The organism is Microbacterium sp. AZCO, assembly GCF_039614715.1.
Classification (GTDB): domain Bacteria; phylum Actinomycetota; class Actinomycetes; order Actinomycetales; family Microbacteriaceae; genus Microbacterium.
In genome coordinates this window covers 2,798,568-2,815,235 of record NZ_CP154857.1, presented here as the reverse complement: position 1 = coordinate 2,815,235, position 16,668 = coordinate 2,798,568, and the positions used below count along the sequence as shown (strand labels likewise).

Annotated in this window: 17 protein-coding genes; 8 read left to right on the top strand and 9 right to left on the bottom strand. The window is 71.3% G+C overall.

From position 1 onward, the window contains the following. The first annotated feature begins 12 nt into the window (after positions 1-12). The 7 genes from paaK to AAIB33_RS12940 all read left to right on the top strand — a co-directional run bounded on the left by paaK (position 13) and on the right by AAIB33_RS12940 (position 6,157). Positions 13-1,329 carry a phenylacetate--CoA ligase PaaK gene (gene paaK, locus AAIB33_RS12970; protein WP_345800375.1) on the top strand — a complete coding sequence of 439 codons (1,317 nt, stop codon included), beginning with the start codon at positions 13-15 and terminating at the stop codon, positions 1,327-1,329. A 75-nt stretch (positions 1,330-1,404) separates the two neighbouring features. Then, complete coding sequence (gene paaA / locus AAIB33_RS12965) at positions 1,405-2,379, top strand: 1,2-phenylacetyl-CoA epoxidase subunit PaaA (RefSeq protein WP_345800374.1); 975 nt, start codon at positions 1,405-1,407, stop codon at positions 2,377-2,379. Beyond that, on the top strand, positions 2,376-2,681 hold the full coding sequence (gene paaB / locus AAIB33_RS12960; RefSeq protein WP_345800373.1) for a 1,2-phenylacetyl-CoA epoxidase subunit PaaB: 306 nt from the start codon (positions 2,376-2,378) through the stop codon (positions 2,679-2,681). The genes paaA and paaB overlap by 4 nt, the downstream gene beginning before the upstream one ends. A 110-nt stretch (positions 2,682-2,791) precedes the next feature. Then, a complete protein-coding gene (gene paaC, locus AAIB33_RS12955) occupies positions 2,792-3,610 on the top strand; it encodes a 1,2-phenylacetyl-CoA epoxidase subunit PaaC (RefSeq protein WP_345800372.1) in 819 nt (272 codons plus the stop codon). Beyond that, positions 3,607-4,098, top strand: coding sequence for a 1,2-phenylacetyl-CoA epoxidase subunit PaaD (gene paaD, locus AAIB33_RS12950; RefSeq protein ID WP_345800371.1), 492 nt, complete (start codon positions 3,607-3,609; stop codon positions 4,096-4,098). Before paaC ends, paaD begins: the two co-directional genes overlap by 4 nt. Next, positions 4,098-5,285: a 1,2-phenylacetyl-CoA epoxidase subunit PaaE gene (gene paaE / locus AAIB33_RS12945; protein WP_345800370.1), complete on the top strand. Its 1,188-nt coding sequence runs from the start codon at positions 4,098-4,100 to the stop codon at positions 5,283-5,285. The genes paaD and paaE overlap by 1 nt, the downstream gene beginning before the upstream one ends. Before the next feature lie 101 nt (positions 5,286-5,386). After that, positions 5,387-6,157: an enoyl-CoA hydratase/isomerase family protein gene (locus AAIB33_RS12940; RefSeq protein WP_345800369.1), complete on the top strand. Its 771-nt coding sequence runs from the start codon at positions 5,387-5,389 to the stop codon at positions 6,155-6,157. On the opposite strand, the gene AAIB33_RS12935 is transcribed toward AAIB33_RS12940, so the two are convergent. Beyond that, positions 6,144-6,965 (bottom strand): alpha/beta hydrolase, encoded by an 822-nt coding sequence (locus AAIB33_RS12935; protein WP_345800368.1) that lies wholly within the window; start codon positions 6,963-6,965, stop codon positions 6,144-6,146. The two genes, AAIB33_RS12940 and AAIB33_RS12935, sit on opposite strands and share 14 nt — an antisense overlap. Before the next feature lie 20 nt (positions 6,966-6,985). On the opposite strand from AAIB33_RS12935, the gene AAIB33_RS12930 reads away from it, so the two are divergent. Beyond that, entirely contained in the window at positions 6,986-7,981 is a 996-nt protein-coding gene (locus AAIB33_RS12930) for an SDR family oxidoreductase (protein WP_345800367.1), read from the top strand. A gap of 100 nt (positions 7,982-8,081) precedes the next feature. On the opposite strand, the gene AAIB33_RS12925 is transcribed toward AAIB33_RS12930, so the two are convergent. From AAIB33_RS12925 to AAIB33_RS12890, 8 genes are read right to left on the bottom strand one after another with little or no spacing between them, the layout of a single operon-like run. Then, entirely contained in the window at positions 8,082-9,794 is a 1,713-nt protein-coding gene (locus tag AAIB33_RS12925) for a hypothetical protein (RefSeq protein ID WP_345800366.1), read from the bottom strand. Position 9,795: 1 nt separating this feature from the next. Continuing rightward, positions 9,796-10,551 (bottom strand): SDR family NAD(P)-dependent oxidoreductase, encoded by a 756-nt coding sequence (locus tag AAIB33_RS12920; protein WP_345800365.1) that lies wholly within the window; start codon positions 10,549-10,551, stop codon positions 9,796-9,798. Between the two features lie 29 nt (positions 10,552-10,580). Further along, positions 10,581-11,480, bottom strand: a complete 900-nt coding sequence (locus AAIB33_RS12915; RefSeq protein ID WP_345800364.1) for a phosphogluconate dehydrogenase C-terminal domain-containing protein — start codon at positions 11,478-11,480, stop codon at positions 10,581-10,583. Beyond that, complete coding sequence (locus tag AAIB33_RS12910) at positions 11,477-12,271, bottom strand: TIM barrel protein (protein ID WP_345800363.1); 795 nt, start codon at positions 12,269-12,271, stop codon at positions 11,477-11,479. Before AAIB33_RS12910 ends, AAIB33_RS12915 begins: the two co-directional genes overlap by 4 nt. Further along, complete coding sequence (locus AAIB33_RS12905) at positions 12,268-13,125, bottom strand: triose-phosphate isomerase family protein (protein ID WP_345800362.1); 858 nt, start codon at positions 13,123-13,125, stop codon at positions 12,268-12,270. Before AAIB33_RS12905 ends, AAIB33_RS12910 begins: the two co-directional genes overlap by 4 nt. Next, a complete protein-coding gene (locus tag AAIB33_RS12900) occupies positions 13,125-13,595 on the bottom strand; it encodes a ribose-5-phosphate isomerase (RefSeq protein WP_345800361.1) in 471 nt (156 codons plus the stop codon). Before AAIB33_RS12900 ends, AAIB33_RS12905 begins: the two co-directional genes overlap by 1 nt. Position 13,596: 1 nt before the next feature. Then, positions 13,597-15,354, bottom strand: coding sequence for a dihydroxyacetone kinase family protein (locus tag AAIB33_RS12895; RefSeq protein WP_345800360.1), 1,758 nt, complete (start codon positions 15,352-15,354; stop codon positions 13,597-13,599). Continuing rightward, positions 15,351-16,658, bottom strand: coding sequence for an MFS transporter (locus AAIB33_RS12890; RefSeq protein WP_345803434.1), 1,308 nt, complete (start codon positions 16,656-16,658; stop codon positions 15,351-15,353). The genes AAIB33_RS12895 and AAIB33_RS12890 overlap by 4 nt, the downstream gene beginning before the upstream one ends. Positions 16,659-16,668: the final 10 nt, after the last annotated feature.

The window sequence follows — 16,668 nt, the reverse complement described above, 5'->3', positions numbered from 1 at the left end:
CTGGAGTCCGCCATGTCGACGATGACAGCGAACCGCACCGCCCCCGCCGCCCACGAGAGCCTCGATCCCGAGGAGCGGATGACACGCGCCGAGATCGAGACGCTGCAGCTCGAGCGCCTGCAGTGGACGGTGCGTCACGCGTACGAGAACGTGCCGCTCTACACCCGCAAGCTTGACGAGGCGGGCGTCGCGCCGGGCGACATCCGCTCGCTCGACGACGTGCGGCGGCTGCCGTTCACAACGAAGGAGGACCTGCGCTCGACGTATCCGTTCGGGATGTTCGCCGTGCCGATGGACCGCGTGGCGCGCATCCACGCGTCGTCGGGGACGACCGGCCGGCCCACGGTCGTGGGCTACACCGTGGGCGATCTCGACAGGTGGGGTGCGCTCGTCGCGCGCTCGCTTCGGGCGAGCGGTGTGCGGCCCGGCATGAAGGTGCACAACGCCTACGGCTACGGCCTGTTCACGGGCGGGCTCGGCGCGCACGCCGGCATCGAGAAGCTCGGTGCGACGGTCATCCCTGTGTCCGGCGGGCAGACGGCGCGGCAGGTGCAGCTCATCCGCGACTTCGAGCCCGAGGTCATCATGTGCACGCCGAGCTACCTGCTCACGATCGCCGACGCCATGGAGGCGGCGGGCATCGATCCGCGGTCGACGTCGCTGCGGATCGCGATCCTCGGTGCCGAGCCGTGGACCAACGAGATGCGCGGTGAGCTCGAGCGGCGACTCGACGTGGATGCCGTGGACATCTATGGCCTCAGCGAGGTCATGGGCCCCGGCGTGGGCAACGAGTGCGTCGAGACGAAGGACGGCCCGCACCTCTGGGAGGACCACTTCCTCCCCGAGATCATCGGGGCCGACGGCGAGCCGCTGCCCGACGGCGAGCGCGGCGAGCTCGTCTTCACGTCGCTCACGAAAGAGGCGTTCCCGGTGCTCCGGTACCGCACGCGCGACCTGACGCGACTCCTCCCCGGTACGGCTCGGCCCGGCATGCGGCGCATGGAGAAGATCACCGGCCGCAACGACGACATGATCATCCTCCGCGGGGTCAACCTCTTCCCGACGCAGATCGAGGAGCTCGTCCTCGGCATCGAGACTCTCACGCCGCACTTCATCCTCGAGCTCACGAGGGAGGGGCGGATGGATGCCTTGACCGTCCGCATCGAGCGGCATCCGGCTCTCGATCGCGACGTCTGCGAGGCCGCCGCCGTCGTGCTCGCGCAGCGCATCAAGACGCACGTCGGCTCGACGGTGGCCGTGAAGCTCGAGGAGCCCGGTGCCCTGCCGCGGAGCGAGGGCAAGTACAAGCGGGTCTACGACCTGCGCTGAGGAGGCGTGCCTCGCGGCATCCGTCCTCGCGTTGTAGACTTACTGAACGAACGGTCTGTTATTGAGGAGTCGACGATGACCACCGAACTGCTGATCGACGAAGCCGCCGAGCAGGAGGCGTTCGACGCACTCATCGCGGCGGAGCAGCGTATCGAGCCGCGGGACTGGATGCCGGCGGCGTACCGCAAGACGCTCATCCGGCAGATCTCGCAGCACGCGCACTCCGAGATCATCGGGATGCAGCCCGAGGGCAACTGGATCACGCGCGCGCCGAGCCTCAAGCGCAAGGCGATCCTCATGGCGAAGGTGCAGGATGAGGCCGGCCACGGGCTCTACCTCTACTCGGCGGCGCAGACGCTCGGCATCACGCGCGACGAGATGACCGAGCAGCTCATCGAGGGCCGCGCGAAGTACTCGTCGATCTTCAACTACCCGACCCCGACGTGGGCCGACATGGGCGCGATCGGCTGGCTCGTCGACGGCGCCGCCATCTGCAACCAGGTGCCGCTGTGCCGCGCGTCGTACGGGCCGTACGGGCGGGCGATGGTGCGCATCTGCAAGGAGGAGTCGTTCCACCAGCGGCAGGGCTTCGAGATCCTGCTGACACTCATGCAGGGGACGCCGGCGCAGCGCGAGATGGCTCAGGATGCCGTGAACCGCTGGTACTGGCCGTCGCTCATGATGTTCGGACCGCCCGACGACGCGTCGCCCAACTCCGCGCAGTCGATGGCGTGGCGCATCAAGCGCTTCTCGAACGACGAGCTGCGGCAGCGGTTCATCGGGATGCTCGTGCCCCAGGCCGAGGTGCTCGGGGTGACGCTCCCCGACCCGAACCTCCGCTGGAACGAGGGGACGGGGCGCTGGGACATGAGCGAGATCGACTGGACCGAGTTCCAGGAGGTGCTCGCGGGACGCGGGCCCTGCAACGCCGAGCGCCTCCGTAACCGCCGCACGGCGCACGAAGACGGCGCCTGGGTGCGGGAGGCGGCCGCCGCCTACGCCGCCCGCCGGACTCCAGTCGCCGACCTCGTCGAAGGGTCGGCGGCATGAGCGCCCCCGGCGGCTCCGACCGCGAGACGTGGCCCCTCTTCGAGGTGTTCGTGCGCGCCAACCGCGGACTCTCGCACGTGCACGCCGGGTCGCTGCACGCGCCGGATGCCGAGATGGCGCTGCGCAACGCGCGCGACCTCTACACGCGCCGCGGCGAGGGGACGTCGGTGTGGGTCGTCCCCGCCGACGCCATCACGACGAGCGACCCCGACGCGAAGGGCGCCTTCTTCGAGTCGCCCGCGGGCAAGAACTATCGCCACGCGCGGTACTACACCGCGTCGGAGGGGGTGCCGCACCTGTGACCCGATCTCCAGGTCAGGAATCGGTCGCTGAGCTTGTCGAAGCGTCGAACCCAAGCGCTGCGCGGCCGCCGGACTCGACCCCTCGACAAGCTCGGGGACCGGGCGCCGGCGTGCCGCACGGCGACGTCACGGTCGACGAGGTCTCGCTCTCCGCCGAGCTCGCGGGCGGCGACGCGCGACCGGCCTCGGGCGAGATCGCGGAGTACGCGCTGTGGCTCGGCGACGACGCCCTCATCCTCGCCCAGCAGCTGAGCGCCTGGATCTCGCGGGCGCCCGAGCTCGAGGAGGACGTCGCGCTCGGCAACATCGCACTCGACCTCCTCGGCCACGCGCGCTCGCTCCTGCGGTACGCCGGCGCGTGGGACGGTCGCACCGAGGACGACCTCGCGTACTGGCGCGACGAGCCCGAGTTCCGCAGCGCATGGCTCTTCGAGCAGCCCAACGGCGACTTCGCGCAGACGATCGCCCGGCAGCTCGCGGCATCCGTCTACTGGTTCGAGCTCTATTCGCGGCTGCAGGCGTCGTCCGACGCGACACTCGCTGCCGTCGCTGCGAAAGCCGTCAAGGAGGTCGAATACCACCGCGACCACGCCGTGCAGTGGACCCTGCGCCTCGCGGGCGGCACCGATGAATCGCGACGACGGATGCTGCGCGCCGTCGGCGACGTGTGGCCCTACGTCGGCGAGCTCTTCCGGGACGAGCCGCTCACCGATGCGCTTGCCGCATCGGGCGTCGCCGTGCGTCCGTCCGAGCTGCGGCCGGGATTCGACGCCGTGGTCGCGGCCGTGTTCGCGGAGGCCGCGATCGAGGTGCCCGCGGGCTTCGTGTCGTCGGGCGGCGGCCGGCACGGCAGCCATGCGGCGCCCCTCGGATATGTCCTCGCCGAGATGCAGGTGCTCGCGCGTCAGCACCCGGGCGCGACATGGTGACCACGACGACCGGACTGGACCTCGCGCGGGCGGTCGCGGCATCCATCACCGATCCTGAGGTGCCGGTCCTGACGATCGCCGACCTCGGCATCCTCCGCGACGTCGAGGTCGACGGCGACCAGGTCGCCGTCACGATCACGCCGACCTACTCGGGGTGCCCCGCGGTCGACACGATCCGCGACGACCTCGTCCTCGCGCTGTCGGCCGCGGGGTTCGCGAGCGTCGAGGTGCGGCTGACGCTCGCGCCCGCGTGGACGACGGACTGGATGAGCGACGAGGGCAGGCGCAAGCTCGAGGAGTTCGGCATCGCACCGCCGACGGGTCGCGCCGCGGTGCGCGGGCCGATCCCCGTGCGGCTGAGCGTCCGCTGCCCGCGGTGCGGGTCGCTCGACACGAGGGAGCTGACGCGCTTCGGCTCGACGTCGTGCAAGGCACTCTGGGAGTGCCGCTCGTGTCTCGAGCCCTTCGACCACTTCAAGGCGCACTGATGGGGCTCGAGGACGAGAGGATCGCCGAGTCGTTCCTCGCGAGCGCCGTCGGGGGCCCGCACGGCAGTCGCCGGCGCGCGCGCTTCCACACGCTCCGCGTTGCGGCGGTGCGGCCGCTCACTGAGGCCTCGATCGAGGTGACGTTCGCGATCCCGGAGGAGCTCCGGGGCGAGTACGACTACCTCGCCGGCCAGCACGTCGCGCTGCGCACACAGCTCGATGGGCACGAGGTGCGGCGTTCGTACTCGCTGTGTCGCCCCTCGACAGGGTCGGGGGCCATCGACGCCGGCGGCGGGGGAGACGGACCGCAGACCATCAGCGTCGCGATCAAGCGCGACCTGGGCGGAGCGTTCTCGACGTGGGCGCAGACCGAGCTCAAGGTCGGCGACCAGCTCGACGTCATGAGCCCTCAGGGGAGCTTCACGTCGGCGCTCGCCGACCTCGACGGCCGGCACGTCGCGGGCATCGCGGCCGGGTCCGGCATCACGCCGCTCATGGCCCTCGCCGCGACGGTGCTCGCGCGCTCCGAGACGTCGCGCTTCACCCTCGTCTACACGAACCGCTCGACGACCGACGTCATGTTCGTGGAGGAGCTCTCCGAGCTCAAGGACCGCTACCCGACGCGACTCGCCCTGCACCACGTGCTCTCGCGCGAGCAGCGGACGGCGCCACTCCTCTCCGGGCGCCTCGACGAGCCGCGCCTGCGCCGGATCCTCGACGAGCTCGTTTTTCCCGAGACGGTCGACGAGTGGTTCCTGTGCGGCCCCTTCGACCTCGTGCAGCTGTGCCGCGACACCCTCGCCGACATGGGGGTCGAGGCATCCCATGTGCGTTACGAGCTCTTCACGACGGGAGATCCGGCACCGCAGGCCGGGCGCCCCGTGGTCGTCCGCGAGGACGCCGAGGTGTATCGCCTGGAGTTCTCGCTCGACGGCCAGTCGTCGACGGTGGAGAGCCCCGTCGACGCGCACGAGTCGATCCTCAACGCTGCGCTGCGCGTGCGTCCGGACGTGCCGTTCGCGTGCGCGGGCGGCGTCTGCGGCACGTGCCGCGCGCGCCTGATCGAGGGGTCCGTCGCGATGACCGAGAACTACGCGCTCGAGCCCGACGAGCTCGAGCGCGGGTACGTGCTGACGTGCCAGTCGCACCCGCAGACCGACCGCGTCGTCGTCGACTACGACGTCTGAGCGAGCAGAATCGCGGAGATGAGCGAGATGGCGGAGCGATCAGAGCCCCTTCTTCCGCGTTTCTGCGCATCTCCGCCGAAACCGATCAGCAAGGAGCCCGCATGATCGATCTCGAGATCGCCGACGACGTCGCGCGCATCGTCCTGAACAATCCCGCGAAGCTCAACGCCCTCGACGAGGAGGCGATCGGGGAGCTGGATGCCGCGTATGCGGCGGCGGAGGACGCCGGCGTTCGCGCGCTCGTCCTGCGCGGCGAGGGCCGCGCGTTCTGCGCCGGCCGCGACATCTCCGGCGTCGACCCGCGGGACGACGACGTCATGGGCTACCTCGGCGGGCTCGTCACGCCGCTGCTGCAGCGCATGTCGCGCTTCCCCGCGCCGACCTTCGCCGCCGCGCACGGCGCGTGCCTCGGCGTGGGGCTCGGGCTGCTCATCGCGACCGACGTCGTCTATGTCGCCGACACCGCCAGGATCGGGTCGCCCTTCGCGGCGCTCGGGGCGACCCTCGACTCGGGCGGGCACGCCCTCTTCTTCGAGCGGCTCGGCGCGCACAAGACGCTCGACCTCGTCTACACGGGCCGGCTCATGTCGGGCACGGAGGCCGTGCAGTCAGGGCTCTTCTCGCAGGTGCTCCCCGCCGACGACGTCGTGGCGGCGACGACCGCGGCCGCCGAGCGCGCCGCGCAGGGCGCGACGGGGGCGTTCCTCGCGAGCAAAGACCTCGTCCGCCGGCTCCGTGACGAGCGGCTGGGACTGTGGGAGTCGGTCGACGTCGAGAACGCGGCGCAGGCGGCGCTGTGCGACTCCGACGACTACCGGGAGGGGTTCGCGGCCTTCCAGGAGAAGCGGGCGCCGCGGTTCACGGGACGGTAGGCGGGTCGACGGGGTCTCTCGGCGGGTTCTCCCGATCCTGCGGCGGCGGCGGAGCCGTGGCATCCCGGATCTCGGTCCCGTGAGCCTCTGTCGCCGCAGCCAGCGTGTCCTCGACGATCTGCTCCTGCACGGCCGCGGGGCGGCGCGCGACCTCCACGACGATGTCGAGCACCTCGGGGCGGTCGAGCAGCCGGAAGTGACCGCCTTCGGCGATCGTGATGTTGTTGGCGCCCTCGAGTCCGACGATCTTCGGGATGTGCGGATCGAACACCCCCGCGATCGTCGTGATGCGGGCGTTGACCTCGAGGTTCTCCAGCAGCTTGAGGGTCGTCGGATCCTTCGGTGAGAACGCCCTGAGGCTCCGCACGGCCATGAAGCGGGCGTAGTCCGAGCCGGCGAACGGCGTGCAGATCGCGATCATGCCGGTCACGCGGCGGTCGGGGTCGAGCTCGCTCATGACGTACTTGCCGATGAGCCCGCCCTTGCTGTGCGCCACGATCATGACGTCGCGGAGGTCGTGCTCGCGCAGGAACTCCGCCGCCGTGCGGGCGGTGTCGGCGACGGGGCGGCTGTTGCGTCCCAGCGCCGGAACGACGTGCACCGGGTGACCCGCCCCGTGCAGCCGGTCGATGACGGGCCGGAGGAATCCCCACGGCTCCCACACGCCGGGGAGGATCAGGATCGGACGATCGGTCCCCGAGCCGAAGTCCTCGCGGCGCCCCGGGCGCAGCGTTCCGCGTACCTGCCAGTAGGCGGCGTAGGCGTAGTCATTGCCCCACCACGAGAGGATCCGCCCCAGGCTTGCCACGAGACGGAAGAATACTGGGCATGACTGCACAGCGCGTCCTGTTCCTCGGCGGCACCGGCACCATCAGCTCCTCCTGCGTCACAGACGCGGTCCGCGCCGGCTTCGACGTCACGGTCCTCAACCGCGGCACGGGACGGAGGGATCTGCCCGACGGCGTCCGCGAGATCGTCGGCGATGTGCGAGACGCGGCATCCCTGAAAGAAGCGGTGGGGGATGCCGAATTCGACGTCGTCGCCGAGTTCCTCGCGTTCACGCCCGAGCACGTGCAGACCGACCTCGACCTGTTGGAGGGGCGCATCGGCCAGTACATCTTCATCAGCTCGGCGTCGGCCTACGACAAGCCTCCGCGCTCGCTGCCGATCCGCGAGTCGACGCCGCTGCGCAACCCGTTCTGGCAGTACTCGCGCGACAAGATCGCGTGCGAGGACCTGCTGGTGGATGCCTACCGCGACCGCGGACTGCCGATCACGATCGTGCGCCCGTCGCACACGTACGACCGCGGCCTCCTTCCGAACACAGGGCACTGGACCGACATCGCGCGGCTCCGCGCAGGCAAGCCCGTCGTGATCCACGGCGACGGCACGTCGCTCTGGACGCTGACGCATGCGCGGGACTTCGCCGTCGGCTTCACGGGGCTGCTCGGCAATCCCGCCGCGATCGGCGAGGCCTTCACGATCACCGGGGACCACGCGCCGTCGTGGAACCAGATCTACCAGTGGCTCGCGGATGCCGCGGGGGTCGACGATCCGGAGTTCGTGCACGTCGCGTCCGAGACGATCGCCGTGTTCCATCCGGAGGTCGGCCCCGGGCTCGTGGGCGACAAGGCCCACACGGTGCTCTTCGACAACAGCAAGCTCAAGGCGCTCGTGCCCGCGTTCGGGACGACGATCCGCTTCGACGAGGGCGCGCGCGAGATCATCGAGCACCACGACGCCCACCCCGAGCTGCAGACGGTCGATCCCGAGTGGGATGCCGTGACCGACCGGATGGTGGCCCACGCCCGCTCCGCCGGCTGACACCCGCGGGGTCCCCGCCCTTCCCGCGCGGTGGTCCACGAGCTTGTCGAGGGGTGGTCCCCGAGCTTGTCGAGGGGTCGAGCCGAGCCTGCGAGAAGCGTCAGACCTCGAGTGACACCCAGCCCCCGGCGGGCAGCGAGGCCGTCCGTTCCTCGCCGTCGACGACGACGGTCGGCTCGCGATCGTCCCGGTCGAGGTTCGCCAGCAGCAGCGTCCCGCCGCCCTTGACGGCCCACACGAGCCCGTCCGGACTCGCCGCCGACTCGGCCGGCAGACCCGACAGCGCGGCGAGAGCGCGGAGCGCCGCGGCGGCGGGCCGCTCCGTCCCGTCCGCCCGGACGACGCCGCGCGGGCCCCACTCCTCGAAGTAGGCGACCGACGCGACTCCCGGCACCGCCAGAGCCGCCGCGCTCGCGATGGTCCAGGCGGCGAGCTGCGGGGCATCCTGCCGCTCGTCCTCGGTGTCGGCGAAGTGCGCGCCGTAGCCGAGTGAGAGGTCGGTCTGCGGGGGTGGCGCGGGGAGCACCGTCGCGACGTTGTTGAACCTCGGTCGCAGCGTCACGGGTCCGACGTGCACGGGCGTGCCGCGCGCGATCCGCACCGCCTGCTCCGCGACGAGCCGCTGCATCCCGACCGCCTCGATGAGCTGCTCGGTCGTGCGGCTGTGGAAGAGCGGAGTGACGCTGAACACGACGCCGTCGACGTCGTCCGCGATGCTGTCCTGCTCGCGATTGAGTTCGGTGAAGTGCGAGCGCGCACCTCCGACGATCGCGACGTCGAGGCCCGCCCGCGCTGCCGCCGCGCGGACGGCGGCTGAGGCATCCCGGTCCGTCACGTGCGTGTGGGGATCGAAGGCGCCGAGTCGCACGACGGGGAGTCCGGACAGCCGGACGACCAGGTCGTCGAGCGCGTCCGGGCGGAGCGGGTCCAGGACGAGCCGCACGTCGAGCGGACGACCGGATGCCGCGGCCCGCGCCAGCGCCGCGTGCCGGTTGGGCGCCGCCAGGTCGAGCTCGACGAGGAGCGCCTGGCCGATCGGAACGAGCGGGGGAGCGGGGTCGGGAGCCGTCGAGGCCCCGACGGAGATCGCGGGGAACGCCCCGCCGCCCGCGAGGACGAGCCGGTCCCGATCCGTTACGCGATCGGGCGGCGACAACGGCGCGACGCGCACGGCGATGGACTGCCGCACGCGGTCGCCGGCCGCCAGCGCGTAGGGGAACGGCAGCGCGAGCGGGCGGCTGTAGGTCTTGTACGAGGCATCCGTCCAGTTGCGCTGATCCTCCATCTCGAACACGTCGCCCGTGAAGCGCACGTCGACCTCGAGACCGTCGTCGTGCCACGCGAGGCCCGCGATGTCGTCGGCGGGCTGGTGCGGGCTGATGCTCCGGGGGAAGGTGGATGCCTCGACCGAGGCATCGCTGTGCGTGATCGCGAGCGGCGCTCCGGCGATCTGGGGCGGGTGCAGCACGACGAGCCCCGTGCGGTTCGTCTCGAACGGCGTCGTCGAGACGGCGTCGAAGCTCACGACCAGCAGGTCGCCGGAGACGTCGACGCGGACGGTGCCGCGGAGCTCGGCGCCGTAGCCGTCGCTGTGGAGGAGGAGTTCGAGGGTCGAGTCGTCGGAGGCGACCTGCTCGAGGACCCACTCGGCGGTGTTCCAGTCGCGGTCGCGGACGACGGCGCGGATGCTGCGGAGCACCCGACGCCCGTCGAAGGTCAGGTCGGCGAGCTCGTCGTCGCGGAGCTCGAGCGCCCACGGCCCGCCCCGCCAGAGGCGGGACGGGCCGTGAGATGCATGCCAGGCGTCGGTCATGTCAGAGCGAGGTCATGCCGCCGTCGACCTGGAACACCGCTCCGGTCGCGAACGAGCCGTCGTCGCTCGCCAGGTAGACCATGATGCCCGCGACGTCGTCGGGGGTCCCGGCGCGGCCGATCGGGATGCGGCTGATGATCGCGGCGCGAGACTCCGGGTCTTCGCTGATCGCTGCGACGAGCGGGGTCTCGGTGTAGGCGGGCTGCACGGTGTTGACGCGGATTCCCTTCGAGGCATATGCCGCGGCCACGGTGCGTCCGAGGCCGTGGATGCCGGCCTTGGACGCGCTGTAGGCCGTGAAGTCCTTGCCCTCGCCGTTGACGCCAGTCGGGCTGCCGGTCAGGATGATCGACCCGCCGCCCCGGGGCAGCATCGAGCGCACGGCGTGCTTGACCGTGAGGAACGTGCCCGTCAGGTTGATGTCGATCGTGCGGCGCCAGACGTCGAGGTCGAGGTCGGCCGCCTGCGCGTCCTGCCCGAAGAGCTGCACGCCCGCGTTCGCGACGACGACGTCGGGCACCCAGCCGTCGGCTTCGAGCTCGGCGAACGCCGCCTCGACGGCGGCCTCGTCCGAGATGTCCATCGTCACGGCGCGGGCGTTCGCGCCGATCCCGGCGGCGGCGGCCGCAGCCCCCTCGCCGTTGCGGTCGGCGATCACGACCCGCGCGCCTTCGCGCGCGAAGCGCTGCGCCACGGCGAGGCCGATGCCGAGAGCCCCGCCGGTGATCAGGGCGGTCTTGCCGTCAAGCTGTCCCATGTCTCTTCCCTTCGGCCGCGTGCGCGAGATCAGCGCTCGATGTGGTCGAGGTGCAGCATGCGCGCGAGGTTCCTGTCGAGCTCGTCGTCGCGGAAGATCTTCTTCCAGTCCTCCTTGATGATGCTCTCGCGACCGTAGTCCATCGCGATGAGGCAGGCGTCGCTGAACGGGTTGTCGCCGCGCAGGCCGTTGGCGAGAGCCACCTGCGTGTGGCCGTACAGGATGCTGCGCGCCGCCGCCTCGGGGACGCCCATCGTGTGGATCGCCTCGTCGAGGGCCTCGTTGAGCAGGGCGCCGATCATGCAGGCGACGGTCTCGACGAGGGTCGGCTCGAGCTGCGCGAGCTGCTTGACCGTGACGAAGTGCACGTCGATGACGGGCGCGTAGATGGCGCGGACCGTCGCCTCGACGATCGCCTTGTGCGCGGGGTCGTCGCTCTCGACGGCCGCGATCGCGTCCTGCGGCGCGGCGATGCCGCCGAACGTGTCGGCCCACTCCTCCTTCGTCGTGCGCTCGAGGAACACCGAGGGGTGGCAGGGGTGCGCGACGGCCTGCACGACGTCGTCGCGCGTCGTGAGGAGACCCGCGTAGGCGGCGGCGGGGTCGAGCGTCAGCACGATCGCGCCGGACTTCAGCTGCGGCACGAGGTCGGCCGTGACGGGCCCGAGGGCGAGGTCGGGCACGGCGAGCACGACGATATCGGCGTCGGCGACGGCGGTCGCGGCATCCGTCAGTTCGCGTCCGGCGTCGAGCGTGCGCTGCTGCCCGGCGGGCGAGTTCTCGACGTACCAGACCGTGTGGTCGGTCTTCACGAGGTTGTTGGACACGCGCATGCCCATCTTCCCGCCCGCGCCGACGACGGCGATCTTGTAGCTCTCGGTTCGGGTCCCGGTCGGGGTCGCTGAGCTTGTCGAAGCGTCGATTGTCATGGTGTGCTCCTCAGGTGTTCGATGGTGGTGCGGGTCCATTCCCGCTCGGTTCGGATGGTGGTCTCGTGGTCGCCCTGCCAGGGCAGCCAGTGCTCGACGATCTCGTCGATGCCGCGATCGCGCGGACGCACGGTCTCGAGCAGGTGCGAGTAGTCGTGCAGGCCGTCGCCCATGCGCGCGCCGCTGTAGGTGAAGCCCACCCAGCCCGGCTGACGGGCGAAGGCGAAGTCCTTGACGTGCACGTTCGCGACGACGTCGGCGGCGAGCTCGACGCAGTCGCGGGGGAGTTCGAGGCGCGCGACGACGTTCGCCGGGTCGAGGCAGATGCCGAGCTGGGGGCTGCCGAACGACTCGACGAGCGACACGAGGTCGGCCGTCGCGACCTGCTCGTAGGTCTCGAGCGCGAGCGTGACGCCGGCGGCCTCGAAGGCGGGGAGGGCTTCGCGGAGCCAGACGGATGCCTCGGTGAGCGTCGGTCGCGACTCGGGGCCGTACAGCATGCTGCGGACCAGCCGGGCGTCGAACGCCTCGGCGAGGCGGAGGTAGCGAGCGAGGCGCTCGGGCTCGATGCCCTTCGTGCCGAGCTGGACGGCAAGGCCCAGGTCGCGTGCCGCCGCCGCCGCATCGGCGATCTCGGCGTCGGTCATCGCGTCGAGGGGCGCGAAGTCGCAGATCTGGAACAGGTCGACGCCCAGTTCACGGGTCGCCTCGAAGGCCCCCTGCAGGCTCAGCGGCTCCGGCACCCGGTCGGAGTGCTGCCAGAAGAACGCGTACGTCCCGAGGCCGATCATGCCGGACCTGCCTCGTCGGTTCTGCTCGACCCCTCGACAGGCTCGGGGACCGGGGGAGGGGTTGCCTGAACTGCGGTCGCCGAGCTTGTCGAGGCGGGGAGGCCCGCGCGGGCGGCGGCCTCGTCGAGGACGGCGAGGAGGTTGTCGACGTCGTGCGCGAACCGGCCGAGGAAGAGGCCGTCGACGGCATCGCCGAGCTCGGTCAGGAGGCCCGGCCCCGCGGAGCCGCCGTAGATCACGACGCTGCCGGCGCGGTCCGGACGCGCGTCGAGTGCCTCCCTCAGCGCGCGTGCGACGGCGACGATGTGCTCGGCCGGAGCCGGCTCGGGCGCGCCGATCGCCCAGACGGGCTCGTACGCGACGATGACGGGCCCCGCCGGCGCGCCGGCGAGGTCGGCGTCGAGCTGAGCGACGGTCGCGGCCGCGGCATCCCGTCCCGCACCGCGCTCGGACTCGCCGATGCAGAGCACGGGTGCGAGGCCGTGGCGCAGGGCGGCGGCCGCCTTGGCGGCGACCACCTCGTCGGTCTCGCCGAAGAGGCGGCGGCGCTCGGCGTGCCCGACCTCGGCGACGCGGACACCGGCCTCGACGAGCTCCGCCGCGGTGACCTCGCCCGTGTAGGCGCCCGGCTCGAACGCCGAGACGTCCTGGGCGCCGATGAGCACGGGCGTGCCCTGGAAGGCGGTGAGGGCCGCGGGGATCTGCAGGTACGTCGGGATCACGAAGAACCGCACGGACCCATCGGTCACGGCGGGGTGCGCGGACGTGCGGTGTGCCACATCGGCGAACCACGCACGCGCCCGCTCATGCCCGAAGTAGGTCTTCAGGCTCACCCCGACCGTGACCTCGGCCATCAGCAGGATCCCGTCGTCTCGAACTGGTCGATGACGGCGACCTTCTCGGCGGAGGCGGACGTTGGGTCGAAGCGGTAGGTGAGCCACTCGCGCACGAGGCGGCGGGCGAGCTCGAGGCCGACGACCCGCTGACCCATCGTGAGCACCTGCGCGTCGTTGGAGAGCACGCTGCGCTCGACCGAGTAGCTGTCGTGGGCCGTCACGGCGCGGATGCCGGGCACCTTGTTCGCCGAGATCGCGACGCCGAGGCCCGTGCCGCAGATGAGCAGGGCGCGGTCGGCCTCGCCGTCGGCGACGCGCTGCGCGGCCTCGATCGCGACCTTCGGATACGGCGTGTGGCCGTCGCTGCCGACGCCCACATCGACGACCGATGCGACGCCCGGGTTGCTCTCGAGGTCCTTCTTGAGGGCTTCCTTGTACTCGAAGCCGGCGTCGTCGCTTCCGACGACGATGCGGAGGGGTTCGGTCATGTCAGTTCCTTTCGAGGGTCTGTGCGGGGTCTGCCGCGGCCGTCCTGAGGTCGGCCGCGACCTCGGTCGCGATGAGGGCGAGCGAGACGGCGCCCGGGTCGGGCGTGCCGACGCTGTTCTGCCCGTGCGTGCGGGCGCGCCCCATGCGCGGGAGGAGATCGGCGGTCGCGCGGGCGGCACGGGTGGCTGCCTCGGCGGCGACCGTCCAGGCGTCGGCGAGGCGGGCGCCGGCGTCGATCTGCTGCGTGAGGGTCGAGGAGAACGGCACGAGCGCGTCGACCATCGTCTTGTCGCCGACCTCGGCCTTGCCGTACGCCATGACGCCGGTGGATCCCGCCGCCACACCGGACGCGACAGCGGCCGCCGCGGGCCGGCCCTCGTCGCCGAGCGCGCCGGCGACGGAGGAGAGGATGACGCCCCACAGCGCGCCCGACGTGCCGCCGGCCTTGTCCGACCAGCCGTCGGCGGCTCGCGCGAGGGTCGTGGCCGCGCCGGCTCCGGCGAGAGCGGCCGTGCGCGCGGCGGCGAGGGCCGCGTGCGAACCGCGCTGCATGCCGATGCCGTGGTCGCCGTCTCCCGCGATCGCGTCGATGCGGCCGAGCTCCTCGACGTGCTCGTCGATCGTCCGGACGATCGTCTCGAGCGCGGCGACGACGGTCTGCGCGACGGCGCGGGATTCGTCGTCGGCCGGCGGGACGGCCTCGATGTCGGCGGCGACGGCGGCGGAGGCATCCCGGATCCGCTGCGGTGCGACCGATCCGCGGCGGTATGCGGGAGTGTCGACCGGGGTCTCCCACAGGGAGGCGAGCTCGTCGTCGAGCCAGAACAGGGTCAGCGAGACGCCGGCCATGTCGAAGCTCGTGCAGTACTCGCCGACATGGGGGTCGACGAGCTCGATGCCCTTCGCCTCGAGCAGCTGCGCGACGCGGCGGTAGATGACGAAGAGCTCTTCGTACTTGACCGATCCCAGCCCGTTGAGCACGGGCACGACGCGCGCCCCGTCGGGCGCGTCGACGCCGTCGGGGAGCTCGGTGAGGAGCCGCTCGACGAGCAGCTCCGCGAGGCCGTCGGCTGTGGGGATCTCCGTCTCATCGATGCCCGGCTCACCGTGGATGCCGAGGCCGATCGCCATGCGCCCCTCGGGCACCGTGAACAGCGGCTGCTCGGCGCCGGGCAGCGTGCAGCCCGTGAAAGCGACGCCGAAGGAGCGCGTGCGCTCGTTCGCGAGGCGCCCGACGCGCGTGACCTCCGCGAGGTCGTACCCCGCTTCGGCCGCGGCCGACGCGGCCCGGAACACCGTGAGGTCGCCCGCGATGCCGCGCCGCCGGTGCTTCTCGTCGACGGGGGCGCTGTAGATGTCGTCGGTGACCGTGACCGTCTCGCACGCGATGCCCTCGGCGCGCAGTCTGTCCTGCGCGGCGTCGAAGTTGAGCACGTCGCCGGCGTAGTTGCCGTAGCTGAAGAACACGCCGCCGCCGTTGTCGGCCGCCTGGGCGACCGACACGATCTGCTGCGTCGACGGCGAGGCGAAGAGGTTCCCCATCGCCGCACCGTGCGCGAGGCCCGGTCCGACGAGCCCGCCGAAGGCGGGGTAGTGGCCCGAGCCGCCGCCGATGACCACCGCCACCTGGCCCTCGGGCGACACCGTCGACCGCACGACGCCGCCCTGCACACGGCGCACGTAGCGGCCGTTCGCCGCGACGAAGCCGTCGATCATCTCGTCCGCGAAGGCGGACGGCTCGTTCCAGAGCCGGGTCATCGCTGTCCGGCCTCCTTGGTCTCGGCGACCTCGACGTGCGCGTCGGTGCCCGCCTGCTCGTCGACGATCCGCTCGACCGGCGCGATGCGGTTGCTGCGGGCGAGGAGCAGCATGAGCGCGGCCGAGAGGAGCATGAAGAATCCGACGATGAACATCGGGACCTCGTAGCCGCCCGTCCAGTCGTGGACGGCGCCGGTGATGTACGGCGCGCTGAAGCCGGCCAGGTTGCCGATCGTGTTGATGAGCGCGACGCCCGCGGCCGCGGCGGCGCCCGTCAGGAAGCGCGTCGGGAGCGTCCAGAAGTTGGGCAGAGCAGCGAAGATCGCCGAGGCCGTGATCGTGATGATCGCCATCGTCGCGACGGGCGACCCCGCCAGGAGGGCGATCGGGATGCTGATGCCGCCGACCAGCGCCGGGATCGCGATGTGCCACGTCTTGAGGCCCCGCTTGGAGGCATCCCGCGCCCAGAAGAACATGATGATCGCGGCCGGCAGGTAGGGGATCGCCGTGATGAGACCCTTCTGGAGGAAGTCGAAGGTCACACCGGACTGCGCCTGGAATCCGTCGATGATCGTCGGCAGGAAGAACGCCAGGGCGTACAGGCCGAAGATGAAGCCGAAGTAGATGAACGACAGCACCCACACGCGTCCGCTCCTGAAGGCGAAGCGCACCGACACGTGCTTCTCGCGGGCCTCGGTGGTCTTGCGCTCGCTCTCGAGGGCGTCGGTGAGCCAGACCTGCTCATCGGGCGTCAGCCACCCGGCGTCCTTCGGCTTGTCCTTGAGGTAGAACCAGGCGATGACACCCACGACGATCGCGGGGATCGCGACGCCGAGGAACATGAAGCGCCAGCCCTCGAGGCCGCCGACCTCCTGCTGGATGAGCCAGCCGGCGAGCGGGGCGCCGATGACCGTCGTGAGGGGCTGCGCCAGGTAGAAGAGCATCAGGATGCGGCTGCGGTACTGCGACGGCACCCAGAGGCTCAGGAAGAGGATGGCGCCCGGGAAGAAGCCCGCCTCCGCGACGCCGAGGAGGAAGCGCAGGAAGACGAGCTGTTCGAAGTTCTGCACCCACGTGAACAGCAGCGCGACGATGCCCCAGCTCACCATGATGCGCGAGAGCCAGCGGCGTGCGCCGAAGCGGTGCAGGGCGAGGTTCGAGGGCACCTCCAGCAGGATGTAGCCGATGAAGAAGACGCCCGACGCGAAGCCGAACTGAGCCGCGCTGAGGCCGAGGTCTTCGTTCATGCCGTTGGGGGCGGCGAATCCGATCGCCGTGCGGTCGAGGTAGTTGATGAAGAACATCAGCGCCACG